Below are 23,833 nucleotides of genomic sequence, written 5' to 3'. Positions count from 1 at the left end.
TTTAAGCTGAGGCAGGCATGCATTCTCCCGCATTGCAAAACTACCTGAGTCGTCTGCAAAGTACGCTTGCCACCACCAACTTGTGGCTGGATGAACAAGGGCGTGCGCGCGGACGTTATTTTAATTCCACCCTGACCAGCGCCTTCCAGGCCATACGCGCTGGAGATGATGGCCGTATTATTGCTTATGAGGCCTATGCACGCAGCTATGCCAGCGATGACCAGGGCCTGAATATCTGGAAATTGCTGGAAAACGCCGCTAATGATGATGAGTCGGTAGAGCTGGACAGGTTGTGCCGGCTCTTGCATACCCTGAATTTTTACCGGCAGCCAGAAAGTGCCAAGCTGGATTTATATCTTAGTGTGCATAGCCGCTTGCTGGCAGCGGTGGAGGGTAATCATGGCATGGCGTTCCGCCGTATCCTTGATGTGCTGGAGTTGCCACATCCCGATATAGTTTTGCAACTGCCCTTGATCGCGCCGAGTCAGCGCTGGGTCTTGACCCACGTTGCCGAGAATTACCGGCGCAATGGCTTTCGCATAGGCTTACATGCGGCCAGCCTGGAGCAAGCCGTTGATTTGCTGGACCGCATACGGCCTTCATCCATCAAGCTTGATATCAGTCTGGCCAATGATGCAGAGGCGCAAGTGCGTTTGCTGGAGCAGGCTGACCGGGCCCAGTGCCACATTATTTTCCGTCGCATAGAGAATCAGAAGCGCCTGCAGGCATTGCGTGAGACCAATCAGACTGCCAGCCCTTATCTGTTACAGGGTTTCTTGTTTGATTTGCCCAAAGCGATATTGTTAAGCCGTGAAGAAAGCAAGCTGAGCTTCCATTACGAAGAGGAATTCAAACTCGCCTGAGATTTTCCATCTCAACAACTAACGTAGAGATCAGTAGAGATCACCGATGCAGATGCTTGCAGAGGTGTTTCTGCGTTTTTGCGCTTTCTGCATATGCAAAACCAAAAAATGCCCGATTCATCGTCAATTCAATGACTTATAAATAATTTTTTGGTATTTTTGCTCATTAACGTCTAATCTATATGCGAAAAACGTATTTAAGCATAAGAAAAAATTCGTTTTCTATATAACAAAATACTGGGAAGATTGCTCATCGATAGTCATATCTGTAATAAAGGCTAAGCATGGCGCAGTTTTTAGGATCAAATAAAAGGGCAAGACGGGTGATGCCCGGCTTTCAGCTTTCTCTGGGTTTTACCCTGTTTTATCTGGGCTTGATTGTCCTGATACCGCTTTCTGCCGTGTTCCTGAAAACCTTTACCATGACCTGGGAGGCTTTCTGGAATACCGTCACGTCTGACCGTGTGATGGCATCTTACCGCCTGACTTTTGGTGCGTCCCTGTTGGGTGCGCTGATCAATGTCTTCTTTGGCGGCATCGTTGCCTGGGTGCTGGTGCGCTACAAGTTTCCTGGCAAGCGTCTCATCGATGCACTGGTGGATTTGCCATTCGCCCTGCCGACAGCAGTGGCAGGCATTACGCTGGCAACCCTGTATGCACCAAATGGCTGGATAGGCAAATTGCTGACACCATTGGGTATCAAGGTTGCCTACACGCCTCTCGGTATTTTGATTGCGCTGACATTCATCGGCCTGCCTTTCGTGGTGCGCACTGTACAACCCGTGCTGGAGGAGGCTGAAAAAGAACTGGAAGAAGCAGCCGTCAGTCTGGGTGCCAGTCATCTGCAGACATTTTTGCGCGTGATCTTGCCCAGCATAATACCGGCTTTGCTGACGGGTTTTGCACTGGCCTTTGCCCGCGCTACCGGTGAATATGGCTCAGTGATTTTTATCGCTGGCAACATGCCCATGATTTCTGAAATTACGCCGCTATTCATGATTACCAAACTCGAACAATATGATTATGCCGGGGCGACAGCGATAGCTGTGGTCATGCTGTTGCTGTCGTTCACCCTGTTGCTGACGATTAATGCGTTGCAGGCCTGGACGCGCAGCCGCCAAAATGCAGGGAGGGATTGATCATGACGACAGCCGCCATCAATACGCCCGTCAAGACGCCCATCACTGCACGCAGGCATGAACCTGCGATCACACCAGCGGCAACGCTGGAACCGTTGTGGGTACGTATAGTCTTGACCGTGACTGCATTGCTGTTCCTGACTCTGTTTTTATTCATTCCACTGGCAGCCGTTTTTGCCGAAGCACTGAAAAAAGGCTGGGAAGTTTACCTGGCAGCGATAGTAGAAGCAGATGCCTTGTCAGCCATCAAACTGACCCTGATAGCTGCGGGCATAGCCGTGCCGCTGAACCTGGTGTTTGGTGTAGCGGCAGCCTGGACTATCGCCAAGTTTGAATTCCGTGGCAAAAATGTTTTGCTGACGCTGATTGATTTGCCGTTTTCAGTGTCTCCCGTGATCTCCGGTCTGATCTATGTCTTGCTGTTTGGTGCGCAGGGCTGGTTTGGTGAATGGCTGCGTGATCATGAAATCAAGATTTTGTTTGCGGTACCTGGCATTGTGCTGGCAACCATTTTCGTTACTTTTCCATTTGTCGCTCGTGAATTGATACCGCTGATGCAGGCGCAGGGTAGCGAAGAAGAAGAGGCTGCACTGGTGCTCGGCGCATCTGGCTGGAAGACTTTCTGGTACGTGACTTTGCCAAATATCAAATGGGGTTTGCTGTATGGCGTGATTCTGTGTAATGCGCGTGCCATGGGTGAGTTTGGTGCGGTATCAGTGGTGTCCGGCCATATCCGTGGCGAGACCAATACCATGCCGTTGCAAGTCGAAATTTTATATAACGAGTACAACTTCACCGCCGCCTTTGCTGTCGCGTCACTGCTGACCTTGCTGGCTTTGCTGACACTCGCGCTGAAAACATTAGTCGAATGGCGTACCAATGAAAACCGCCAATTGCCGCAAGAATAAAGAGAGAAGGGGTTCACCGTGAGTATCGCTGTTAATCAATTACAAAAACGCTTTGGTAGTTTTACCGCACTGGACAATGTCTCGCTGGATTTCCCGAATGGTGAACTGACCGCCTTGCTGGGGCCATCAGGTTGCGGCAAGACCACACTGTTGCGCATCATCGCCGGTCTGGAATATGCCGACAGTGGCCAGGTTTTGCTCGACGGGCAAGATGCCTCTGCGCAGCATGTGCGTGAACGCCAGGTTGGCTTTGTATTCCAGCACTATGCCTTATTCAAGCATATGACGATTTTTGAAAACATTGCTTTCGGCTTGCGCGTCAAGCCACGCCATGTGCGCCCATCAGAAAGTGAGATCAAGGAGAAAGTCACCAAGCTGCTGGAACTGGTGCAGCTCGATTGGCTGGCTGACCGTTACCCACCGCAATTGTCAGGTGGCCAGCGTCAGCGTATTGCGCTGGCACGTGCATTGGCAGTAGAACCACGCGTACTTTTGCTCGACGAACCTTTCGGTGCGCTCGATGCCAAGGTACGCAAGGAGTTGCGCCGCTGGTTACGTCGCCTGCACGATGAATTGCATGTGACCAGTATTTTCGTCACGCATGACCAGGAAGAAGCGCTGGAAGTGGCTGACAAGATCGTCCTGATGAATCACGGCAAGGTGGAGCAGGTAGGCGCTCCGGCTGAGGTATATCATAATCCGGCTACGCCTTTTGTCTATGGCTTCCTCGGTAATGTGAACCTGTTCCGTGGCCGTATTCATGAAGGCATACTTGATGCTGGCGGTGTGCCTTTTGAAGCGCCAGGCCATGCCGAAACCCGTGACGCTTTTGGTACTGGCTATGTGCGCCCGCATGAACTCGAAATAGACCGCTATTCGCCCGGAGCGGCAGGCCTCAATGTGCAACTCCGCCGCGTCCACAGCATAGGCCCGCTGGCCCAGCTTGAACTGGAAAGAGATGACAACGGCGAACTGGTCGAAGCCATGATTTCTACAGAACGCTATGAACAACTGAAACTCAAAGTCGGCGAAGCCCTGGTAGTGCGCCCAAAACGCCTGCATGTTTTTGTCGATGCTCAATAATAAAGAATAAGGTGCCCCATGAATTTCCAACAACTACGCTCTATCCGTGAAGCATCACGCCGTGGTTATAACCTGACTGAAGTGGCGAATGTCTTGTTTACTTCCCAGCCCGGCGTCAGCCGCCAGATCCGTGAACTGGAAGAAGAACTTGGTGTCGATATTTTCGAACGTAATGGCAAACGCCTGACCGGTCTGACAGAACCTGGCAAGGACATATTGCCCATCATAGAAAGATTGCTGCTGGAAGCAGAAAACCTGCGCCAGGCTGGCGAGGACTATTCTGACCAGTCCAAAGGCACGCTGACAATCGCTACTACCCATACCCAGGCGCGCTATGTGCTGCCCAAGGTGGTACAAGGCTTTCGTCAGGCTTTCCCTGAAGTGCGCATAGCCCTGCAACAAAGTTCCCCGGAACATATTGCTGAATGGGTATTGTCTGGCAAGGCCGATATCGGTATTGCGACCGAGGGTCTGTCACAGTTCAAGGACCTGGCTTCTTTCGCCTGCTATGAATGGAATCACGTTGTCGTCGTACCAGAAGGTCATCCACTCCTGAGCAAGGAAGAACTGACGCTGGAAGACCTGTCGAATTATCCACTGATTACTTATGACGTTGGTTTTACCGGTCGTGGTCATATTGATGACGCATTCCGCCTGGCTGGCTTGCGCACCGATATCGTCCTGACTGCGATGGATTCTGACGTTATCCAGCAATATGTGGCGCTGGGTCTGGGCGTGGGTCTGGTGGCTTCGATGGCCATAGAAGTGCAACGTGCACATGGCTTGAGGACAATTTCGGCCAGCCACTTGTTTGCATCGAATGTGACACGTCTGGCGGTACGCCGTGGCGCTTACCTGCGCGCTTATACCTATGAATTCATACAACAGTTTGCACCTAATCTGGACAGGGATGAGGTGCGACAAGCAGTCAGTGAAAATGAATTAGCGTAGACTTGCGTAAAACCGCCCCAGCTGCGTTGCAGCTCCGGCAGTTGATAAATTCGGTACTAAAGTACTGTCTTCGTCGCTACGGTGCAATCGGGGTTTCGGACAATATGTTGTCCGCCGATGAAACAAAGCTCCCTTGCAAGGGAGCTTTCCCAGGCAAGGCCTTGCTGGGACAATTTTGCGCAAGTCTTATTTTTCTGTTGTGTTCCCGCCTAAATTTTCAGCAATTCAGGCACTGTCGTGAAGGCGTCACATCTCTCTGGTAAAATTAGGCAAATTATTCTAATTTCTGCATTTTTTATCAGAGGTTGACCATGCTTTACCCTGAATTGTTTAAGTCTTTGGAGCAAGTGCGCTGGAATATGGAGTCAGACATCCCCTGGGATAAGTATGACGCCAGCAAACTGACACCTGAACAGGCGCAAACCATCAAGATGAATGCCATTACTGAATGGTCTGCGCTGCCAGCGACAGAAATGTTCTTGCGTGATAACCGTGGCGACAGTGACTTTTGTGCCTTCATGTCCATCTGGTTTTTTGAAGAACAAAAGCATTCCCTGGTCCTGATGGAGTACCTGCGCCGCTTCCACCCTGAGCTGGTGCCGACAGAAAAAGAACTCGACAATGTACGTTTCGAGTTCGACCCCGCACCACCGCTGGAAACCCTGATGTTGCATTTCTGCGGTGAGATACGCCTGAACCACTGGTACCGCTGTGCATCTGACTGGCATACCGAACCTGTCATCAAGCATATCTACAAAATCATTAGCCAGGACGAAGCACGCCATGGCGGTGCTTATCTGCGCTACATGAAAAAATCCCTGGCCGAAGTCGGCGACGTCGCCCGTGCCGCATTTTCCAAGATCGGCGTCCTGATGGCGTCCGCCAGACGTACCGAAAAACCTTTGCACCCGACCAACTTGCATGTCAACCAGGCATTGTTCCCGAACGACACCATACAATCACGTCTGCCTGACCCTGATTGGCTGGAACGCTGGCTCGATGGCCAGATCAAGTTTGACGGCGTGTGGGAAAAGAAAGTCGTCGATCGCATCCTGCATAATATGTCGCTGCTGTTCGAGCGTACTTTTGAAACAGTGCAAGACCTGAACCGCTATCGCAAGGAAGTCGCGCAAAGATTGGTTATTTTGCCTGGCAGCTTGCCTAGCGCTGCATAAAGCTGGTTTGAGCATGTACAATCGCCGCTAATCATTAGCGGCGTTTTTGTTTATAAATTCAAGACCATTCAATACAAGGGGCACAGAGGGGCATAGAGGAAAATCGCGTGGTTTTCCGTAGGTTGGGCTACGATTTACCAGCCCAACACTGTGCCTTTGATAAACGAATACGCTATTTATACGCCGAGTGTTGGGCTGATGAAACGTAGCCCAACCTACAATAAATTACGATTACGATTTTCCCCGTGCCTCTGTGGTGAGTGGTTTTTCAAAAAAATACTGAACTATTTCCATGCCAGAATTCGAAAAAAAACTCACTACCCGCGAGCAATTGTCGGAACGTGTACGCGAGCTTCCAAAACCGGTAGTCATGACCAACGGCGTATTCGACATCCTGCACCGTGGTCATGTCAGCTATCTTGCTGATGCACGCGAATTTGGTGCTTCGCTGGTGGTGGCGGTGAATACTGATGCCTCGGTCAAACGCCTGGGCAAGGGCGATGACCGGCCCGTCAATACCTGTGCAGACCGTATGGCGGTACTGGCAGCGCTGGAGTCTGTCAGCCTGGTGGTGGAATTTGATGAAGATACCGCTTTACAGGTAGTGCTGGCAGCGCATCCCGATGTATATGTCAAAGGCGGTGACTATGATATGACAGCCATACCCGAAGGTCAGGCGGTGCTGGCCTATGGTGGTACGGTGGCAGCCATCGATTTTGAGCATGACCGTTCGACCAGCAAATTGCTGGCCAAAGTACGCTCAGGCGCTTAAGTTTTTTGTCGCTGCAGTAAGATCTCAAACTCTTCCGGTGGCAAGGGTTTCGAGAATAAATAACCTTGCGCAAAATCGCAGCCTGCCTGTTTCAGCAAGTCATGTTGCTGTTGCGTCTCTACCCCTTCGGCAATGACTTTCAGGTCCAGCTTGTGCGCCATCATGATGATGGCTTCAGACAAGACAATATCACTGGCATCCGTTGCCAGGTTACGGACGAAGGACTGGTCTATCTTGAGGTAATCGATATCAAATTTCTTCAGGTAGGACAGTGAAGAATAGCCGGTACCAAAATCATCAAGCGCCACCTGTATCCCGGCGTCGCGGAACTGCAACAGCTTGCTGGTGATTTTCTGGCTGGCATCCAGCAATAGTCCTTCGGTAATTTCTACGCTGATGGCCTGGCCAGGCAGGTTTTGTAGTGCCAGTTCATGTATCCATTTGATATAACGTTCCTGGTCACCCTGGAATTCCATAGGAGACTGATTGATACTGATCTGGAAGTCTGGGCGATACAGCTCGCGCCATTTCCTGACCCAGCATAATGCCTCACGGAATACCAGGTCGCCGATGGCGATGATCAGGCCGCTGGTTTCTGCAATGGGTATAAACTCCATGGGGCTGATGAATCCCCGTTGGGGATGTAGCCAGCGTACCAGAGCTTCAGCTTTTTGTATTTTCCCGCTATGGATATCGACGATGGGCTGGAAATAGACGCGCAGGCTATTTTCAGCAATCGCAGTGCGCAGATCATTCGTCATGCGCAGACGTGCCAATGCAGCAGTCTGTAGGCCGGGTGTGAAATAGCTGAAGCGATTCCGGCCATGGGCCTTGGCCGCATACATGGCCTGGTCGGCATGCTTGATGAGGTCATCCAGATTGTCGGCATCGCGCGGGTAGATGGTGATACCCACGCTGGCAGACAAATAGATTTCTTCGCCCGCCAGCTGGAAGGGGTGGACATGCTGCGTATGATGTTTTGCGCGATGGCCTCAGCCCGGTTTTCCTCATGCATCTCTGGCAGCGAAACGGTGAATTCATCACCACCGAGGCGGGCCACGGTATCGCTTTCCCTGACGCACTTGCGTAGCCGGTGCGCGGCTTCTATCAACAAGGCATCGCCAGTGGAGTGGCCCAGGGTGTCGTTGACTTCCTTGAAAAAGTCCAGGTCAATGAACAGCACAGCCAGCGCCAGCTTATGGCGCTTGCTGAGCTTGATGTCGTGATCCAGCCTGTCATAAAACATGCGCCGGTTCGGCAGGCCGGTCAGGGTATCGATATTTGCCTGCTGCCAGATCAGGGCTTCGGTTTTTTTCTTTTCTGTGATATCGAGCACGGTACCGAGCATGCGCTGCGCCCGCCCATCCCTGTCCCATTCCACCACCGCACCGACAGACAGTATCCATGCCCATTCACCACTGGCTTTCTTTTGCCGGAATTCGACCCGGTATTCATCGCTCCTGCCCTCCAGATGTTCTTTGAAAGCGCGCGCTGCTGCGGGGATATCCTCGGGATGCACCCTGGCTACCCAGTTCTTTTTATTCTCTCGAAAACCATCATGTGCAAAACCCAGCATGTGCGCATATTCTGGGCTGACTATGGCATCGCCAGTCAGCACGTTCAAGTCATATAAGCCTTGATGAGTAGCTGACAGTGCCATGCGCAAGCGTTCTTCGCTTTCACGCAGGGCAACTTCAGCCTGCTTTCGCTCTGAAATATCGGTGTGGGTGCCCACCACGCGGGTTGGCTTGCCATCCCTATCACGCTGTATGACCGTACCGCGTGTCAGTATCCATTTCCAGCTGCCATCCTTGCATTGCACCCGGTGCTCATTGATATAAATGGGTGTCTTGCCATCAAAATGGGCTTGCCTGTCCAGATGCATCTGTCTCAGATCGTCAGGATGGGTGCGCCTGTCCAGCTCTTCGGATAAATCAGCTATGTCTTCTTTTGTATAACCATAAATTTCGCGCAGGCGGTCAGACAATATCTCTATACCAGTTTGCGGGTACCAGTCCCAGACACCATCACCAGAACCTTCCAGTGCCAGTTGCCAGCGCTCTTCATGCAGATGCAATTGCTCTTCGCTTTGCTTGCGCTGGCTGATATCAATAATCATGGCATAGCAACCCCTGACCTTGCCGTCATGATCAAATACTGGAAAGAGCTGGGCTGAGATACTGCGGGTACCGCCGTGCAGGTAAGGTACCGTGGTTTCGTAGGCGATGCTTTCTCCTGACAGTGCACGCCTTACCTGCGGGCGCACATGCTGAAAAGCTTCTTCGCCTATGACTTCAGCCATGTGCTTGTTAATGACTGCCGCGCGGGGTATGCCAAACCAGTCTATATATACCTGGTTGATGAACTGGTAGTGGTAATTGGCATCGACATAAGAAATGCAGACGGGCAGGGCATCAATCAAATGCCGCAGTTGTTGCAAATCATTTTCAAATTGCTCAGTTGCCGGATTTTGCACGGTCTTGACCCTGATATTCGCTCTACTGCAAACATGCTAAAGGTTTTTTCAGCAAATGCAGTAAATTTCAGGTGCCGTGTGGTAATTTAGGTAATTAACATGTGGCAATGAAAACACTGTTCACCAAAACTTAGCTGCCGCCCGCAAAACCATTTTGACGCCAGGCCTCATACACCACGACTGCCACCGTGTTGGATAAATTCAGGCTGCGGTTATCTGGCCGCATGGGCAGGCGTATGCGCTGGCTGGCCGGAAAGGACTCGCGCAATTCAGGTGCCAGGCCACGGGTTTCTGCACCAAACACAAAATAATCGCCTGGCTGGAAGGCCAGGTTTGCAAAAGCAGTGGAGCCGTGGGTGGTCATGGCAAACATGCGGCTGCTGTCGGGCTGCTCACTGGCACAGAATTCTGCCCAGTTCTTATGCACTTTCATGGTCGCATAGTCATGATAATCAAGACCTGCGCGTTTCATCTTGCTATCGTCCAGGGGAAAGCCCAGTGGCTCTATCAAATGTAGTTGCACACCAGTGTTGGCACAGAGGCGGATGATGTTGCCAGTATTTGGCGGTATTTCTGGTTCGACCAGGACGACGTGAAACAAGTTGATTCCTTAGTGAATATGGGGAAGGGTGCGGGCAAAAACATAAGCTGTCACTTTGGCGGCACCGTAACGTTTCAGCATTGTAGCGATTTCATGCAGGGTCATGCCAGTAGTCATGACATCATCGACGATACCCACATGCGCGCCGCGCAGGCTTTCTTGCTGGCTTTCATCGACACAAAAGGCATTTTTGACATTGCGCGCCCTGGCGGCATTTGGCAAGCTGCTTTGCATCGCAGTGTTCCTGCTGCGTTGCAGGAGATGCATGTTGGCCGCTATGCCCAGATGCTTCGCCAGTGGGCGGGTAATTTCCCAGGCCTGGTTGAAGCCGCGCTCCGCCAGCCGGTCTTTACCCAGGGGCACGGCACACAGCAGATCCGGCAATTCATGGCCTTGCTGCTGCAATATGCTATCCCTCAGCATGCGGGCGAACCAGGGCGCCAGCGCCAGTTGATGGGCAAACTTCAAAGACAGTACCAACTGATCCTGAGGCGCGGCATAGTCGCAGACGCTCAGTGTGCGGTCAAAAGCTGGTGGATTGCTGAGACAATCTCCACAGCGTGGGCTGGCACTGGCGGGCGGCAAGGGCAGGGCACATTGCAGGCATCTGGTCTGCCCGGTCTGGAAATAGCGGGCATGGCATGTGTGGCAAACCACTTCGCTGCTATCCATGCGGCACAGGGCGCAGGAATTTGGTATCAGGGCAGCCAGGCCTCTTTTCCAGGTCATTTTGAGTTTGTCTGTGATCATGAGCGCATGAGTGTATACAAGCGTGTAAACTGCCAGCTTAAAGAATAACGTAATTCATTATTATTTTGCCTATGTTGAGTGCTCCTATCAATCTGCAACTGGTGCGCCGCCTGTTTGCCGATGCGACAAAAATCCGCCCTTCCGACTTTTTGCGTCGCGAAATAGCCACGCGCATGCGTGAAAAACTGGAACTCGTCAAAATCCAGCCTGCCGCTGTCCTGGATGCCGGTTGTGGCGAGTCAGATGATATTGCTGAATTACAAAAAAGTTATCCTGCTGCACTGGCTTACGGCATTGATGCTTCTTTGTCCATGCTGGAGGCGGGCAAGCACAAGCATCTGGCGGCCAGGAGCGCAGTCGGGCGTTTGTTATCCAAATGGACGCCCGCAGCCTTGCGCCAGGAGTCCAGCCAGTATTTACTATGCGCTGATTTTGCCCGTCTGCCTATGGCAAATGCCAGCGTGGATCTGATCTGGTCGAATCTGGCATTGCACTGGCATCCCCAGCCTGACCTGGTGTTCGCCGAATGGCGCAGGGTTTTGCGCACTGATGGCCTGCTGATGTTTTCATGCTTTGGTCCGGATACCTTGGTGGAATTGCGCCAGGCCTTTGCCGAAGTGGACGATTTGCCACACATACTCCCCTTTGTTGATATGCATGATTTTGGCGATATGCTGGTCAATGCAGGTTTCTCCACGCCCGTCATGGATATGGAAAAAATCACGCTGACTTATGCCAGTGCCGATAAATTGCTGGAAGACGTGCGCGCCCTCGGGGGCAATCCATTGATGACACGCAGGCAAGCCTTGCTGGGCCGCAAAGCCCATGCGCGCTTGCTGGCAGCGCTGGATAAGCGCAAAGATGTCGATGGACGCATAGCCCTGACGCTGGAAGTGGTTTACGGCCATGCTTTCCGGCCTGTGAACCGCAAAACTGCCGCCGGAGAATCCATAGTCCGTTTTGATTTGCCTAAAAAATCACCTTAATCCAGATCAAAAAAAGCCGAAAAACTGTAAAATTTCTTCATAAATCTTTGTGACATTTGAGCGAGATCATAGATGTCATTCATGTATTCTGCTTGATATCGCCCTGCTTTACGCCTTATACTCTTGCAGTTGTGGAAGTTGCCGGAACGCATATGAAAATTTTTTGAATCTGTGTCCCTGGCGCTCTGTTAAAAGAATTCTAATCGGGTTTTGGGGAAATTCATGAAACATGCTAAGCGATTAAAGTCGTTCATGCTGGGTGCCTCGCTCTTGGCTGCTAGTCTGCCAACTTGGGCGGTGGTCAATGGTCCGGTAGTGGATATGAAGGGCGGTCCGGCAGTCAAGCAGTTGAATCTGCAGCCACCTGTTACGCAAATTGCGGAGCAAATCTATTCCATCCATAACCTGATGCTGGTTATCTGCATGGTCATTTTTGTGGCAGTTTTCGGGGTGATGTTTTATTCCATTCTGAAACACCGCAAGTCTGTCGGCCATAAGCCAGCTACTTTCCACGAAAGTACTGCTGTTGAGATCGCCTGGACAGTTGTGCCTTTCATCATCGTTATCGTCATGGCTTTGCCAGCAACAAAAACTGTTGTTGCAATGAAAGATACCTCGAACGCCGACATCACCATTAAAGCCACGGGCATGCAATGGAAATGGGGCTATGATTACCTGAAGGGTGAGGGCGAAGGCATTTCCTTCCTCTCGACACTGGCGACTCCCCGTACGCAAGTTGGCGCACCTGGCGTAGAACCTACAGAAAAACGCGGCGACAATTACCTCATCGAAGTCGATAATGAAGTCGTGGTACCGGTCAACAAAAAAGTCCGCATTATTACCACCGCCAATGACGTTATCCATGCATGGACTATCCCTGCCTTTGGCGTGAAACAGGATGCGATTCCTGGTTTTGTCCGTGACACCTGGTTCAAGGCTGAAAAAATCGGTACTTACCGTGGTCAGTGCGTAGAGCTGTGCGGTAAAGAACATGCCTTCATGCCTATCGTTGTCAATGTCGTTTCTGACGATGACTACAAAAAATGGGTGGATACCAAGAAAAAAGAAATGGCTGCCAAGGCAGATGATCCAAGCAAGGTCTGGACTGTCGATGAGCTGAAACAACGTGGCGAAAAAGTCTATACAGCAAACTGTGTGGCCTGCCATCAGGCTACCGGTAAGGGTGTGCCAGGTGCTTTCCCTGCAATCGATGGCTCTGCTGTTGTGACCGGTCCTAAAGCAGCTCAAATCGGTATTTTGCTGAATGGTAAGGGCGGCATGCCAGCCTGGAAGGCTACTTTGTCTGACACAGAAATTGCTGCTGTAATCACTTATACCCGCAATAACTGGTCTAACAAGGCTGCTGAAAACATCGTCCAACCAGCTGAAGTTTTGGCTGCGCGTAAGTAATAAACAGGAAGAACAGGAGAAAAGATGAGCACTACTACAGTTGATCACGCTCACGATCACTCTCACGACCACGCGCATGACCATCCACATGGTTTCCAGCGCTGGTTGTTTGCCACCAACCATAAAGATATCGGTAGTTTGTATCTGTGGTTCGCTTTCACGATGTTGCTGGCCGGTGGCGTCATGGCCCTGGGCATTCGCAGTGAATTGTTCCAGCCTGGATTGCAGCTCATGCAACCGGAGTTCTTTAACCAGCTGACCACCATGCATGGTCTGGTCATGGTGTTCGGCGCGATCATGCCGGCTTTCGTTGGTTTTGCCAACTGGATGATCCCGCTGCAGATCGGCGCGTCTGATATGGCGTTCGCGCGTATGAACAACTTCTCGTTCTGGCTGATGCCTCCAGCAGCTCTGCTGTTGATGGGTTCTTTCTTTGTTCCTGGCGGTGCAACTGCTGCTGGCTGGACACTTTATGCACCATTGTCCACACAAATGGGCCCAGGCATGGATATGGCGATTTTCGCGGTCCACATCATGGGTGCGTCTTCCATCATGGGTTCCATTAACATCATCACTACCATCCTGAACATGCGCGCTCCTGGCATGACCTTGATGAAGATGCCGATGTTCTGCTGGACCTGGCTGATTACTGCCTACCTGCTGATCGCTGTTATGCCGGTTCTGGCCGGTGCGATTACGATGACGCTGACTGACCGTCATTTCGGTACGTCCTTCTTTAATGCGGCTGGCGGCGGCGACCCTGTCATGTACCAACACATTTTCTGGTTCTTCGGACATCCAGAGGTGTACATCATGATTTTGCCAGCCTTCGGTATCGTTTCCCAGATCGTTCCTGCATTTGCCCGCAAGCCTTTGTTCGGTTATGCGTCGATGGTGTATGCAACCGCATCCATCGCGATCCTGTCCTTCATCGTTTGGGCGCATCACATGTTTACAACCGGTATGCCAGTGACAGCACAGTTGTTCTTCATGTATGCCACCATGCTGATCTCGGTACCTACCGGCGTGAAAGTGTTTAACTGGGTTGCAACAATGTGGAAAGGCTCGATGACTTTCGAGACACCTATGTTGTTTGCAGTCGGCTTCATCTTCGTGTTCACCATGGGCGGTTTCACAGGTCTGATCCTGGCGGTGACCCCGATTGACATACAGTTGCAGGATACTTACTACGTGGTTGCCCACTTCCACTATGTATTGGTGGCGGGTTCCCTGTTTGCATTGTTCGCCGGTTACTACTACTGGGGTCCAAAATGGACAGGTTTCATGTACAACGAAACGCGCGGCAAGATCCACTTCTGGGGTTCGCTGATTTTGTTCAACGTGACCTTCTTCCCTATGCACTTCCTGGGTCTGGCCGGTATGCCACGACGTTATGCTGATTACCCAGCGCAGTTCACTGACTTCAATCAGATTGCCACTATCGGTGCGTTTGGTTTTGGTCTGATGCAGGTGTACTTCATCCTGGCAGTGGTTATCCCGTCCATCAAAGGCGGCATACCAGCAGAAGCGAAACCATGGGATGGTGCTGAAGGCCTGGAATGGACAGTGCCTAGCCCTGCGCCTTTCCACACTTTTGAAGAACCACCAGAATTCAAATAATGTAGTGCAGCTGAGGCTTGCTCCGGTTTTGCCGGAGCAAGACAAAAAATGAGTAATCGAAAAAAACCGAATAACTTGCGAACTGCCATCATTTTGTTTTCTGTGGCACTGGTGTTTTTTGCCGGTGTCTTCATCAAGCAAACCTGGTTACGTTGATAGGATAGCTTCATGTTGCAAGAGGAATCCGGCGTCGCTGGCAAGAACAAGCTGAATGCCAAAATGCTGGGCAAGTTGCTGGTGATCGCGGTTCTGATGTTTGGATTTGGTTACGCACTGGTGCCCATCTACAAGCAGATTTGTGAATTGACGGGTGTGAATATACTGACGCCCAAGGATATCTCGGTTAAAGAGATTTCCAATTCCCAGATAGACAGAAGCCGTGAAGTGACGGTGGAGTTTGATGCAAATACGCAGGGCCCGTGGCGTTTTCGTCCTACCGTGGCGAGCATGAAAGTGCACCCCGGTGAAATGACACAAATCGTTTATGAAGTAGTCAACAAGCAGTCTTACAAAATGGATGCGCAGGCCATACCCAGCTACGCTCCACAACAGGCTGGCAATTACTTCAAGAAGATGGAATGCTTTTGTTTCAAGCAGCAAACCCTGGGGCCAAATGAAGCGCGGCAAATGCCGGTAGTGTTTTATCTGGACCCGGCCCTGCCTAAAGATGTGAAGACGATTACCTTGTCTTATACCTTCTTTGAAGTTGGCGTCAAGCCACAGGCAGCAACCGGCGTAGCTGGAGAAGGGCAGGGTAAGTCATGACTGATTTGAAAGAAGCAAGCAAGCGTAAGGCTTCGTTTTTCGCAACAATGAAAGCCGTATTCTGGTCGTTTCTGGGAATACGTAAGAAAACAGATTATGAGCAGGATGCAGCGCAGTTGAATCCTGTTCACGTGATTATTGCCGGCATCATAGGTGCGCTGATTTTTATTTCAGTGCTGATCATGATAGTCAGACATGTAGTCGCAAAATAACAATTCAAGTAGTACATTAAATTGCATCGGGAGATGGAAATGAGTTCTCAACACGCTAATGCGCCATACTATTTTGTGCCTGGCCCATCCAAATGGCCAGTACTTGGTGGCACCACCTTATTGCTGACCATGATCGGTGCTTCTGCCTGGGTCAATGGCATGGCCTGGGGTTCTTACCTGAACTTCGCCGGTATTATCCTGACACTGGTGGTCTTGTATAAATGGTTTGGTGATGCGATTGCTGAATCTGAAGGCGGTAAATACAGTGCGCGTATTGATGTCTCCTTCCGCTGGAGCATGAGCTGGTTCATTTTCTCTGAAGTGATGTTCTTTGCAGCCTTCTTTGGTGCCTTGTTCTATGCACGTACAATCTCCATGCCCTGGCTGGCTGATCTGGATCACAAAGTCCTGTGGCCTGATTTTGCTGCGAACTGGGGTAATGTGGGCCCGGCTGGTACAGTCGAAGCCTTCAAGACCATGGGCCCTTTCCCTATCCCAACGATCAATACGGCCTTGTTGCTGACTTCCGGCGTGACGCTGACGATTGCTCACCACGCCTTGCGTGAAGGCCATCGTGCCAAGACAGCATTCTGGTTGTTTGCTACTGTCTTGCTGGGTGCAGTGTTCATGGGCTTCCAGGCTTACGAATACATGCATGCGTATAGCGAACTGAACCTGAAACTGACTTCTGGTATCTATGGTTCCACTTTCTTCATGCTGACCGGTTTCCACGGTTTCCATGTGACCATGGGTGCGATCATGTTGTCGGTTGTCCTGTATCGTGTCATGAAAGGTCATTTCACACCTGAACACCACTTCGCATTCGAAGGCGCTGCCTGGTACTGGCACTTTGTTGACGTGGTCTGGCTGGGTCTGTATGTCGTGGTCTACTGGCTGTAATAGCAAGCAGTAGCGTAAAAAAAGCCGCACAGTTAGTGCGGCTTTTTTACATATATGGAAATGCCTGAATAGCTGGTGGTGTTAGAACCCTTACGTCCCTGAAATCCGGGACGGACTTACCTGATACCGGTAGGTTGTATCAAGCCAAAATGGTTGGCCAGCAGGATCAGCAAAAACAGCGTGATGGAAAACCCCACCCTGAAGGCTAGTGCCTTGACCGTACGATTGCTTTTTCCCTTGTCTTTCATCAGATAAACCAGGGCAGACCCCAGGCTGAACAGGATAAGGAAAAAAGCGATGGCGACAAGAATTCTCATACTTGGTTATTGTTGATACTTTAATTGATCGACTCCTGCATTGTAATACCTTAATACCTGAATGCCTATTTCCTTCCGCTTCCGACTGATTCCGTTTATCGCCAGCCTGCTGTTGATCAGCCTGGGCATCGCTTTGGCGCAATGGCAGACCCACAGGGCAGAGGAAAAAGAAACGCTTGCAGCGCAAATGGCCGAGCGCCAGCATTTGCCTGCGCTGGCATTGAATGCGCAAACGCCGCCTGGACAGTTGCTGGCGTTTCGCAAGCTGCAAGTCAGCGGGCAATTCATACGCGAATGGCCCTTGTATCTGGATAACCGTCCCCTGCAGGGAAAAGCAGGTTTGTATGTGCTGATGCCTTTCAAACTGGCCAATAGCAGCAAGTATGTCCTGATCGCCCGCGGCTGGCACCCGCGTGATGCGCGTGACAGGATGCATGTGCCGGATATTCCGGTTCCAGGCGGTCAAGTCATGTTGGAAGGTATACTCAGGGACAGGTTGGAGCGGGTAATGCAACTCGGCCAGGCCGAGGCGGTCAAACCTGGCAGCCTGCTGCAAAATATCGATGTTGAAGCATTGGCAAAACAGACGCGCTGGGAGTTTTATCCCTTTGTGCTGGAACAAACTTCTTTGGAAAACGATGGTCTCTCGCGCGAATGGCCGATGCCTTCGGCGGGTGCTGACAAACACAGGGGCTATGCCTTTCAATGGTATGCACTGGCTCTGATGGCCTTATTATTTTTTGTTGTTACTGGATTTCGTCGTGGAAAAAACTGAAAAGCAAAAGTCGCGTGGTCGCTGGAAATTATTGATGGTGCTGGCAGTCTGTGCTGCTCCCATGGTTTTTTCTTACCTGACCTACTATGTCATCAAGCCTGAGGGCCGCACCAATTACGGCACCATACTTGACCCGCGCAACTACCCCATGCCCAAGCTGGCCGGGCATCTGCTGGGCGCGGCGGCGACTGATCCCGTGATTGGTCTGGAAGCCTATAAAGGCAAATGGCTGATGCTGCAGGTAGATAGCGGTGCCTGTGCTGAGGCTTGCCAGAAAAGAATGTATGACATCCGCCAGTTGCGCACCGCCCAGGGCAAGGAAATGGACAGGATAGAGCGCGTCTGGCTGATCACCGACGATGCTCCCATCGACACCATGTTGATACGCCAGCATGATGGGGCCCGTATGCTGAAGGTTGATCCTGCCGCCCTCAAGGCCTGGTTGCCGACCGAGAGCGATACCCAGATCAGCGACCATATTTACCTCATAGATCCGCTAGGCAATCTGATGATGCGTTACCAAAAAAATGCAGATGCCAACAAGATTAAAAAAGACCTCAGCAAATTATTGCGTGCGTCAGCGATAGGTTAAATAATCATGTGGTTGCAGATAGCATTGACAGCACTGATGGTCGCGGTAATACCGGCGGCTACGGTGTTCTTGTCCAGGGAAAAGAATAAATACCGCAAGCTCATTGCGGTCACTGTCACCCTGACTTTTGAGCTCATCATGTTTGGCGCATTCACCCGCCTGACAGATTCTGGTCTGGGTTGCCCGGACTGGCCGGGTTGCTATGGTCAATCCAACCCCTTGCAATCCCATGCCGCGATCAAGGCGGCAGAAATTGCCATGCCAACTGGCCCCGTGACTTTACAAAAAGCCTGGATAGAAATGGTGCACCGCTATCTGGCGATGAGTGTGGGCATACTGATTATTGCCCAGATGGCGATCGCCTGGGTGCGCCGCCGCCAGCTTGCAAGCAGTCCCTGGATGGCCACCTTCCTGCTGTTCTTTGTTTGCCTGCAAGGTGCATTCGGCGCCTGGACTGTCACCCTCAAGCTGCAACCCGTCATAGTGACCACTCACCTCATCCTCGGCATGGGTTTGCTGGCACTGCTCAGTGCCAGCCTGGAACAGCAAAGCAGCTCGCTGCCGGGCCGCAGCATTGCCGCCGCCGATGGCAGGCGCATGCTATGGCCAGCCAGCCTGGCTTTAGTGCTGGTGTTTGTGCAAATCAGCCTGGGTGGTTGGGTAAGTACTAACTATGCTGCTCTGGCTTGCCAGGATTACCCCATGTGCAATGGCCAGGTCATACCGGCGATGGACTTTGAACATGGTTTCAGCCTGTGGCGTCAGCTCGGCCAGACTGTAAATGGTGATTACCTGCCTTTCAATGCCCTGGTTGCCATACACTGGGTGCACAGGAACTTTGCCTTGCTGGTAGTCGCAGTCTGTCTGTGGGCCGCGCTCAGGGCGCGCAAGATTACGGGGCTGGAAAAGCTGGGCCGCCATATCTTGCTCGCAATTGTTGCTCAATTCATCATCGGCATTTCTACCGTCTTTTTTTCCTGGCCTTTGCTGCTGGCAGTTTTGCATAATGGGATGGCTGCCATGCTCGTGCTTTTGCTGACCATGTTAAACTACCGCATAAGGCATGTGAGCCTTGCCGCTGCCAAAGATAGATCATGACCACTTTAAGTTTGCCTTCCAACCGACTGGCTCAGTACTGGGCTTTGACCAAGCCCCGTGTAACACAGCTCGCGGTATTTTGCGCCGTCATCGGCATGTTCCTGGCAACGCCAGATTTGCCGGACTGGCGTGTAGTTGTCGCTGCCACTGTAGGTATCTGGCTGCTGGCAGGCGCTGCTTTCGCCGTAAATTGCCTGGTGGAAAAAGAAATTGATTCCCGTATGGCAAGAACTGCACGCCGTGCAACAGCCCAGGGTGAGATTACAGTGCCGCAGACTCTGGTATTCTCCGGCGTCATCGGTGGCATGGGCATGTGGGTCTTGTATACCATGGTCAATCCGCTGACCATGTGGCTGACCTTCGTCACTTTCGTTGGCTATGCCGTCATTTACACCATCATCCTGAAACCGGCGACACCACAAAATATCGTCATTGGTGGTTTGTCAGGTGCCATGCCACCAGCGCTGGGCTGGGCAGCTGTCGCAAACGATGTGCCTATGCAGGCCTGGTTGCTGGTCTTGATCATTTTTGTCTGGACGCCACCGCATTTCTGGGCGCTGGCAATGTACAGGCGCGATGATTATGCGCGTTCCGGCCTGCCGATGTTGCCAATTACCCATGGCCTGGAATTTACCCGCTTCCATATCTGGCTGTATACCATTGCTCTGTTTGCTACCACCATGCTGCCCTATGCGGTACACATGAGTGGCCTGATTTATTTGGTCAGCGCGATTATCCTGGGTCTGATTTTCCTTTGGTATGCATGGCGTATTTACAAGCACTATGATGACGTGCTGGCGCGCAAGACGTTTGCCTATTCCATTATTTACCTGTCCCTGCTGTTTGCAGCCTTGTTGATTGATCACTATATCAAGCTATGAAAATTCTGAAGCACCTGGCCAGTATGCTGATGGCGCTGAGCCTGCTTGCTTGCGCCCCGGCCCAGGAAAAATTCAATAACACTGACTTGACCGGCCTCGATTACGCCAAAGACTTTGCGCTGACAGATCATACTGGCAAGGCACGTACGCTGGCAGACTTCAAGGGCAAGGCGGTAGTGATCTTTTTTGGCTATACCCAATGCCCGGATGTCTGCCCGACCACCATGGTGGAAATGGCCAATGTCATGAAATTACTGGGCACGGATGCGGACAAGGTGCAGGTGCTGTTTGTGACCCTGGACCCTGAACGCGATACCCAGACCTTGCTGGCCAACTACGTCCCCAATTTTGACAAGCGCTTCCTGGGCTTGTATGGCGATGCCGCTGCAACGGCCAAGGTAGCCAAAGAATTCAAGGTGTTTTATCAAAAGGTGGAAGGTAAAACCCCCGGCAGCTATACCATGGACCATACTGCGGGCAGCTATGTATTTGACCCTCAGGGGCGCATACGCTTATTCCTGCGCCATGGCCAGGGGCAGAAGTTGTTGCCCATGATTTGAAGATACTGCTGAAGTAAATCAGCAGAAAATACAAAGCAGGTGGTGCTCAGGTCGCGAAATCGACCGCAAAACTGACCACAAAGCCGCTGGATAAAACAAAAGGCACTCTCGCGAGTGCCTTTTTCATTGCTGCAGCCTGTTTTGATTATGCAAAACTGCTGAGGCTGCCCTTCATTTTCTTCAGGGCTGCGCTTTCGATCTGGCGTATGCGCTCGGCAGAAACACCGTATTCGTCAGCCAGTTCATGCAGGGTGGCACCTGTACCATCATCATTCTTCAGCCAGCGTGATTCTATGATGTGGCGTGAGCGCGCATCCAGCTTGGACAATGCAGATTCCAGGCCTTCGCTTTGCAGACGGTCATACTGGCGTGTTTCCAGCACACGGGTAGGCTCGTCAGATTCAGTCTTCAGATAAGCGATGGGTGCAAATTTCTCATCGTCATCATCCGTAGGTGCATCCAGAGCAATATCATGGCCGGACAAACGCATTTCCATTTCGATGACTTCTTCGCGCTTGACATCCAGCGTTGATGCCAGTGCATCAATTTGCTTTGGTGTCATCGCGTCCAGGCCTTCTTTATGGCTGCGCAGGTTAAAGAACAGTTTGCGCTGTGCTTTGGTCGTTGCTACTTTGACCAGGCGCCAGTTTTTCAAAATGTACTCATGCATTTCAGCCTTGATCCAGTGCATCGCATAGGACACCAGGCGCACGCCCTGGTCAGGATCAAAGCGTTTGACGGCTTTCATCAGGCCGATATTGCCTTCCTGAATCAAGTCTGCATGGGGCAAGCCATAGCCGAGGTAACCGCGAGCGATTGATACGACAAGGCGCAGATGTGACATAACTAGTTGCTGCGCAGCAGCCAGGTCATTGTCATTACGCAATTTGTTCGCAAAGTCTATCTCTTCCTGATGCGTGAGCATAGGCAGACGGTTGACTGCAGAGATATAGGCATCAATATTACCCAGCGTGCCACTAAAGCCTAGAGCCAGCGCAGTGCTGTCGGTTGCAGGGATCAATTGTGTCGATGTAGTTGCCATTTTTCCTCCTTATTGCTGCCTTAAGAGTATCAATTACTCCTTTTGGCACTTTCAAGTTCCTATATTAGCACTCTCTTGAGAAGAGTGCTAATACTCAGATTCTATGAAGTTCATCAAATAAATCTATTGAAAAACAAGCATTCATTTACAGCATATATAGTGCTTAGATAGACGCCTGGGTGGAAAGTTGCAATCAATTCGATGCAAATTGTAAAAGCCTGTTGCAAAACCTGGATGTGCAGGCTGGTGCCACGGTGCCAGACATTGCCAAACACAGAGGTCAGCACTATGGAGACGAAACAGCAGTCAATTTATTGTGAGACAGGTGTCAAAAATTTAGCTGGCGCTAGCCAACTGCCTTCTTACTGACAGAAAAACACCAATCAGGCCAAGCAACATGCTAACAGCAAGGAGTATGGCGCTCTGTACGATACCCAACGGAACAAGATGGAATTCTGAGGCATATAATTTAGCAAATTCGGCGATTGCCTTGTTCAAGGGTTGCAGGGAAGCAGCAATCAAGCCCAATGCCAGGCCTCCGGCCAACAGGCCCAGCAAGGCGCCGGTATAGTAATAAGGTTTGTGGATGAAACTGTTGGTCGCACCCAACAGGCGCGATACGGCAATTTCTGCCCTGTGTGAAATCACTTGCAGGCGAGTGGCATTAAATACCACCACGATCACCACCACACCCAGAGTGGCGGCCAGGAACATCAGACCCAGTTGCATGATTTGCACCAGTGCTGCCAGGCGCTTGACCCAGGCAGAGTCGAGTTGCACGACATCGACGTCCTGCATTTGCTTTATTTCTTCGACCAGCGCTTCTATCTTGCCAGCATCACTATTCGACATGGACAAGACATAGGCGTCCGGCAGGGGATTGCCACCCAGGGTAGACAAGACTTCCGCCAGATTGGATGATTGCTCCAGGCTGGCCAGGGCCTTGTCCTTGGGAATGAAGTTCAGGTTGGCCGTGATGTTTCTTTCTTTCAGCAATTTCTTCAGTGGTATCGACAAGGCGGTGGCCGTTGCCCTCGGTGTGTCCGGGCTGACGAAGATGCTGATCTCAGGTTCTATGGACAGTTGCGAAGAGATAGGACGTATATTTTCTATCAGGGTCAGGCCAGCGATCGGCAGCGCCAGTGCAATGGCGACCACCAGTACATTGAACAGGAAATTGCCCGGGCTGCCACGCAGATGGGCGAAGGCGCTCTTGATGGCGAACAAGTGTTGACGAAACCAGTTGGTCATGAATTCTTCCTTGTTATTCTGTAATGCAGGATCATGCGGCCAGTGAGGATTTCCAGGTGCTGACGACCTGGCCCTGGCTCAGGTAAATCACACGGCTGGCCTGATCGAGAAATTGTTCATCATGGCTGGAGATAATGCAGGTGACACCGGCGCTCTGGAAAGCCTTCAGCGCGCTCAATACCTTGTTGGCATTATCACGGTCGAGGAAGGCGGTAGGTTCATCCGCCAGGATGATCTGTGGCCGGTTGACAATGGCGCGGGCTATCGCTACCCGCTGCTGCTCACCACCAGATAATGCCAGCGGCAAAGAATAAGCCTTGTCCGGCAGGCCGACTTTTTCCAGCGCAATGCGGGCGCGGGTCTCAGCTTCAGCATGGGAGGCACCAGTGACGATGATGGGTAGCATGACATTCGCCAGCACGTGGCGGTCAGTCAGTAATTTTTGGTCCTGCAAAATCAGGCCCAGCTTGCGGCGCAGATAAGGCAGGCTGCTGGTTTTGAGCTTTCCTATGTCCTGGCCATTGACCCTGACATGCCCCGCCGTCGGTTTCTCTATGCCTGCAATCATCTTCAACAAGGTCGATTTACCAGCACCAGATGGGCCAGCCAGGAAGATCAATTCACCGGCGGCAATTGACAATGAAACATCTTTGAGTGCATACACATCTTGCGAATACTGTTTGCTGACGTGTTCAAATTCAATCAT

At 51.5% G+C, this 23,833-nt stretch carries 25 protein-coding genes and 2 pseudogenes; 19 read left to right on the top strand and 8 right to left on the bottom strand.

Going from position 1 to position 23,833, the window contains the following annotated elements; translation table 11 throughout:
- Nucleotides 1-17 precede the first annotated feature (17 nt).
- The 7 genes from UNDKW_RS25155 to rfaE2 all read left to right on the top strand — a co-directional run bounded on the left by UNDKW_RS25155 (nt 18) and on the right by rfaE2 (nt 6,891).
- The gene (locus tag UNDKW_RS25155; RefSeq protein WP_162060977.1) at nt 18-863 is read left to right on the top strand and encodes an EAL domain-containing protein; all 846 of its coding nucleotides are present in this window, start codon (nt 18-20) and stop codon (nt 861-863) included.
- Nucleotides 864-1,147: 284 nt separating this feature from the next.
- Nucleotides 1,148-2,002, top strand: a complete 855-nt coding sequence (gene cysT / locus UNDKW_RS25150) for a sulfate ABC transporter permease subunit CysT (RefSeq protein ID WP_162060976.1) — start codon at nt 1,148-1,150, stop codon at nt 2,000-2,002.
- Between the two features lie 2 nt (nt 2,003-2,004).
- Nucleotides 2,005-2,910, top strand: coding sequence for a sulfate ABC transporter permease subunit CysW (gene cysW, locus UNDKW_RS25145; protein WP_162060975.1), 906 nt, complete (start codon nt 2,005-2,007; stop codon nt 2,908-2,910).
- Nucleotides 2,911-2,928: 18 nt separating this feature from the next.
- Entirely contained in the window at nt 2,929-3,993 is a 1,065-nt protein-coding gene (locus UNDKW_RS25140) for a sulfate/molybdate ABC transporter ATP-binding protein (RefSeq protein ID WP_162060974.1), read from the top strand.
- 18 nt (nt 3,994-4,011) lie between these two features.
- Nucleotides 4,012-4,944: a CysB family HTH-type transcriptional regulator gene (locus UNDKW_RS25135; protein ID WP_162060973.1), complete on the top strand. Its 933-nt coding sequence runs from the start codon at nt 4,012-4,014 to the stop codon at nt 4,942-4,944.
- Between the two features lie 311 nt (nt 4,945-5,255).
- The gene (locus UNDKW_RS25130; RefSeq protein ID WP_162043560.1) at nt 5,256-6,119 is read left to right on the top strand and encodes a ferritin-like domain-containing protein; all 864 of its coding nucleotides are present in this window, start codon (nt 5,256-5,258) and stop codon (nt 6,117-6,119) included.
- A 292-nt stretch (nt 6,120-6,411) separates the two neighbouring features.
- Nucleotides 6,412-6,891, top strand: coding sequence for a D-glycero-beta-D-manno-heptose 1-phosphate adenylyltransferase (gene rfaE2, locus UNDKW_RS25125; RefSeq protein WP_162060972.1), 480 nt, complete (start codon nt 6,412-6,414; stop codon nt 6,889-6,891).
- On the opposite strand, the gene UNDKW_RS30690 is transcribed toward rfaE2, so the two are convergent.
- The 4 genes and pseudogenes from UNDKW_RS30690 to UNDKW_RS25105 form a co-directional block, all read right to left on the bottom strand.
- Nucleotides 6,888-7,817, bottom strand: coding sequence for a GGDEF domain-containing phosphodiesterase (locus tag UNDKW_RS30690; RefSeq protein WP_162060971.1), 930 nt, complete (start codon nt 7,815-7,817; stop codon nt 6,888-6,890). The genes rfaE2 and UNDKW_RS30690 overlap by 4 nt on opposite strands.
- 44 nt (nt 7,818-7,861) lie before the next feature.
- Nucleotides 7,862-9,367 (bottom strand): annotated as a pseudogene (locus tag UNDKW_RS30685) (PAS domain-containing protein); the annotation flags it as partial.
- Between the two features lie 130 nt (nt 9,368-9,497).
- Nucleotides 9,498-9,968 (bottom strand): tRNA (uridine(34)/cytosine(34)/5-carboxymethylaminomethyluridine(34)-2'-O)-methyltransferase TrmL, encoded by a 471-nt coding sequence (gene trmL, locus UNDKW_RS25110; RefSeq protein ID WP_162060969.1) that lies wholly within the window; start codon nt 9,966-9,968, stop codon nt 9,498-9,500.
- 9 nt (nt 9,969-9,977) lie between these two features.
- On the bottom strand, nt 9,978-10,697 hold the full coding sequence (locus UNDKW_RS25105; protein WP_232063106.1) for a phosphoribosyltransferase family protein: 720 nt from the start codon (nt 10,695-10,697) through the stop codon (nt 9,978-9,980).
- 92 nt (nt 10,698-10,789) lie between these two features.
- On the opposite strand from UNDKW_RS25105, the gene UNDKW_RS25100 reads away from it, so the two are divergent.
- From UNDKW_RS25100 to UNDKW_RS25075, 7 genes are all read left to right on the top strand, one after another.
- On the top strand, nt 10,790-11,704 hold the full coding sequence (locus tag UNDKW_RS25100) for a methyltransferase domain-containing protein (protein ID WP_162060967.1): 915 nt from the start codon (nt 10,790-10,792) through the stop codon (nt 11,702-11,704).
- A 222-nt stretch (nt 11,705-11,926) separates the two neighbouring features.
- Nucleotides 11,927-13,114, top strand: coding sequence for a cytochrome c oxidase subunit II (gene coxB / locus UNDKW_RS25095; protein ID WP_162060966.1), 1,188 nt, complete (start codon nt 11,927-11,929; stop codon nt 13,112-13,114).
- Nucleotides 13,115-13,138: 24 nt separating this feature from the next.
- Complete coding sequence (gene ctaD / locus UNDKW_RS25090) at nt 13,139-14,734, top strand: cytochrome c oxidase subunit I (RefSeq protein WP_162043554.1); 1,596 nt, start codon at nt 13,139-13,141, stop codon at nt 14,732-14,734.
- Between the two features lie 48 nt (nt 14,735-14,782).
- Nucleotides 14,783-14,890, top strand: coding sequence for a cytochrome oxidase small assembly protein (locus UNDKW_RS30680; protein ID WP_232063105.1), 108 nt, complete (start codon nt 14,783-14,785; stop codon nt 14,888-14,890).
- A 12-nt stretch (nt 14,891-14,902) separates the two neighbouring features.
- A complete protein-coding gene (locus tag UNDKW_RS25085) occupies nt 14,903-15,499 on the top strand; it encodes a cytochrome c oxidase assembly protein (RefSeq protein WP_162043553.1) in 597 nt (198 codons plus the stop codon).
- Entirely contained in the window at nt 15,496-15,711 is a 216-nt protein-coding gene (locus UNDKW_RS25080; RefSeq protein ID WP_162043552.1) for a DUF2970 domain-containing protein, read from the top strand. The genes UNDKW_RS25085 and UNDKW_RS25080 overlap by 4 nt, the downstream gene beginning before the upstream one ends.
- Before the next feature lie 39 nt (nt 15,712-15,750).
- On the top strand, nt 15,751-16,611 hold the full coding sequence (locus UNDKW_RS25075) for a cytochrome c oxidase subunit 3 (RefSeq protein ID WP_162060965.1): 861 nt from the start codon (nt 15,751-15,753) through the stop codon (nt 16,609-16,611).
- Nucleotides 16,612-16,727: 116 nt separating this feature from the next.
- Here the strand turns inward: UNDKW_RS25075 and UNDKW_RS25070 are convergent, their stop codons facing one another.
- Entirely contained in the window at nt 16,728-16,928 is a 201-nt protein-coding gene (locus UNDKW_RS25070) for a twin transmembrane helix small protein (protein WP_162060964.1), read from the bottom strand.
- Nucleotides 16,929-16,989: 61 nt separating this feature from the next.
- On the opposite strand from UNDKW_RS25070, the gene UNDKW_RS25065 reads away from it, so the two are divergent.
- The 5 genes and pseudogenes from UNDKW_RS25065 (at nt 16,990) to UNDKW_RS25045 (ending at nt 20,851) form a co-directional block, all read left to right on the top strand.
- Nucleotides 16,990-17,703 carry an SURF1 family protein gene (locus UNDKW_RS25065; RefSeq protein WP_162060963.1) on the top strand — a complete coding sequence of 238 codons (714 nt, stop codon included), beginning with the start codon at nt 16,990-16,992 and terminating at the stop codon, nt 17,701-17,703.
- Between the two features lie 34 nt (nt 17,704-17,737).
- On the top strand, nt 17,738-18,295 hold the full coding sequence (locus tag UNDKW_RS25060) for a cytochrome C oxidase subunit I (protein WP_232063456.1): 558 nt from the start codon (nt 17,738-17,740) through the stop codon (nt 18,293-18,295).
- Between the two features lie 6 nt (nt 18,296-18,301).
- Nucleotides 18,302-19,393 carry a heme A synthase gene (locus UNDKW_RS25055; RefSeq protein WP_162060962.1) on the top strand — a complete coding sequence of 364 codons (1,092 nt, stop codon included), beginning with the start codon at nt 18,302-18,304 and terminating at the stop codon, nt 19,391-19,393.
- The gene (gene cyoE / locus UNDKW_RS25050) at nt 19,390-20,274 is read left to right on the top strand and encodes a heme o synthase (protein ID WP_162060961.1); all 885 of its coding nucleotides are present in this window, start codon (nt 19,390-19,392) and stop codon (nt 20,272-20,274) included. The genes UNDKW_RS25055 and cyoE overlap by 4 nt, the downstream gene beginning before the upstream one ends.
- A gap of 23 nt (nt 20,275-20,297) precedes the next feature.
- A pseudogene (locus tag UNDKW_RS25045) lies at nt 20,298-20,851 on the top strand (SCO family protein).
- 128 nt (nt 20,852-20,979) lie between these two features.
- Here UNDKW_RS25045 and rpoH read toward each other — a convergent pair.
- The 3 genes from rpoH to UNDKW_RS25030 all read right to left on the bottom strand — a co-directional run bounded on the left by rpoH (nt 20,980) and on the right by UNDKW_RS25030 (nt 23,833).
- Nucleotides 20,980-21,876: an RNA polymerase sigma factor RpoH gene (rpoH, locus tag UNDKW_RS25040; protein ID WP_110256444.1), complete on the bottom strand. Its 897-nt coding sequence runs from the start codon at nt 21,874-21,876 to the stop codon at nt 20,980-20,982.
- A gap of 336 nt (nt 21,877-22,212) precedes the next feature.
- A complete protein-coding gene (locus tag UNDKW_RS25035; protein WP_162060960.1) occupies nt 22,213-23,127 on the bottom strand; it encodes an ABC transporter permease in 915 nt (304 codons plus the stop codon).
- A 31-nt stretch (nt 23,128-23,158) separates the two neighbouring features.
- Entirely contained in the window at nt 23,159-23,833 is a 675-nt protein-coding gene (locus UNDKW_RS25030) for a cell division ATP-binding protein FtsE (protein WP_162043543.1), read from the bottom strand.

The organism is Undibacterium sp. KW1, from assembly GCF_009937955.1.
Classification (GTDB): Bacteria; Pseudomonadota; Gammaproteobacteria; order Burkholderiales; family Burkholderiaceae_D; genus Undibacterium.
The sequence above is the reverse complement of the archived record's forward strand: the minus strand, read 5'-3'. Positions and strand labels throughout refer to the sequence as shown.

Coding starts and splice junctions, on each gene's coding strand:
- UNDKW_RS25155 (WP_162060977.1), top strand. CDS start 18: ATGCATTCTCCCGCATTGCAAAACTACCTGAGTCGTCTGCAAAGTACG.
- cysT (WP_162060976.1), top strand. CDS start 1,148: ATGGCGCAGTTTTTAGGATCAAATAAAAGGGCAAGACGGGTGATGCCC.
- cysW (WP_162060975.1), top strand. CDS start 2,005: ATGACGACAGCCGCCATCAATACGCCCGTCAAGACGCCCATCACTGCA.
- UNDKW_RS25135 (WP_162060973.1), top strand. CDS start 4,012: ATGAATTTCCAACAACTACGCTCTATCCGTGAAGCATCACGCCGTGGT.
- UNDKW_RS25130 (WP_162043560.1), top strand. CDS start 5,256: ATGCTTTACCCTGAATTGTTTAAGTCTTTGGAGCAAGTGCGCTGGAAT.
- rfaE2 (WP_162060972.1), top strand. CDS start 6,412: ATGCCAGAATTCGAAAAAAAACTCACTACCCGCGAGCAATTGTCGGAA.
- UNDKW_RS25105 (WP_232063106.1), bottom strand. CDS start 10,697: ATGACCTGGAAAAGAGGCCTGGCTGCCCTGATACCAAATTCCTGCGCC.
- UNDKW_RS25100 (WP_162060967.1), top strand. CDS start 10,790: ATGTTGAGTGCTCCTATCAATCTGCAACTGGTGCGCCGCCTGTTTGCC.
- coxB (WP_162060966.1), top strand. CDS start 11,927: ATGAAACATGCTAAGCGATTAAAGTCGTTCATGCTGGGTGCCTCGCTC.
- ctaD (WP_162043554.1), top strand. CDS start 13,139: ATGAGCACTACTACAGTTGATCACGCTCACGATCACTCTCACGACCAC.
- UNDKW_RS30680 (WP_232063105.1), top strand. CDS start 14,783: ATGAGTAATCGAAAAAAACCGAATAACTTGCGAACTGCCATCATTTTG.
- UNDKW_RS25085 (WP_162043553.1), top strand. CDS start 14,903: ATGTTGCAAGAGGAATCCGGCGTCGCTGGCAAGAACAAGCTGAATGCC.
- UNDKW_RS25080 (WP_162043552.1), top strand. CDS start 15,496: ATGACTGATTTGAAAGAAGCAAGCAAGCGTAAGGCTTCGTTTTTCGCA.
- UNDKW_RS25075 (WP_162060965.1), top strand. CDS start 15,751: ATGAGTTCTCAACACGCTAATGCGCCATACTATTTTGTGCCTGGCCCA.
- UNDKW_RS25070 (WP_162060964.1), bottom strand. CDS start 16,928: ATGAGAATTCTTGTCGCCATCGCTTTTTTCCTTATCCTGTTCAGCCTG.
- UNDKW_RS25065 (WP_162060963.1), top strand. CDS start 16,990: ATGCCTATTTCCTTCCGCTTCCGACTGATTCCGTTTATCGCCAGCCTG.
- UNDKW_RS25060 (WP_232063456.1), top strand. CDS start 17,738: ATGGTGCTGGCAGTCTGTGCTGCTCCCATGGTTTTTTCTTACCTGACC.
- UNDKW_RS25055 (WP_162060962.1), top strand. CDS start 18,302: ATGTGGTTGCAGATAGCATTGACAGCACTGATGGTCGCGGTAATACCG.
- cyoE (WP_162060961.1), top strand. CDS start 19,390: ATGACCACTTTAAGTTTGCCTTCCAACCGACTGGCTCAGTACTGGGCT.
- rpoH (WP_110256444.1), bottom strand. CDS start 21,876: ATGGCAACTACATCGACACAATTGATCCCTGCAACCGACAGCACTGCG.
- UNDKW_RS25035 (WP_162060960.1), bottom strand. CDS start 23,127: ATGACCAACTGGTTTCGTCAACACTTGTTCGCCATCAAGAGCGCCTTC.
- UNDKW_RS25030 (WP_162043543.1), bottom strand. CDS start 23,833: ATGATTGAATTTGAACACGTCAGCAAACAGTATTCGCAAGATGTGTAT.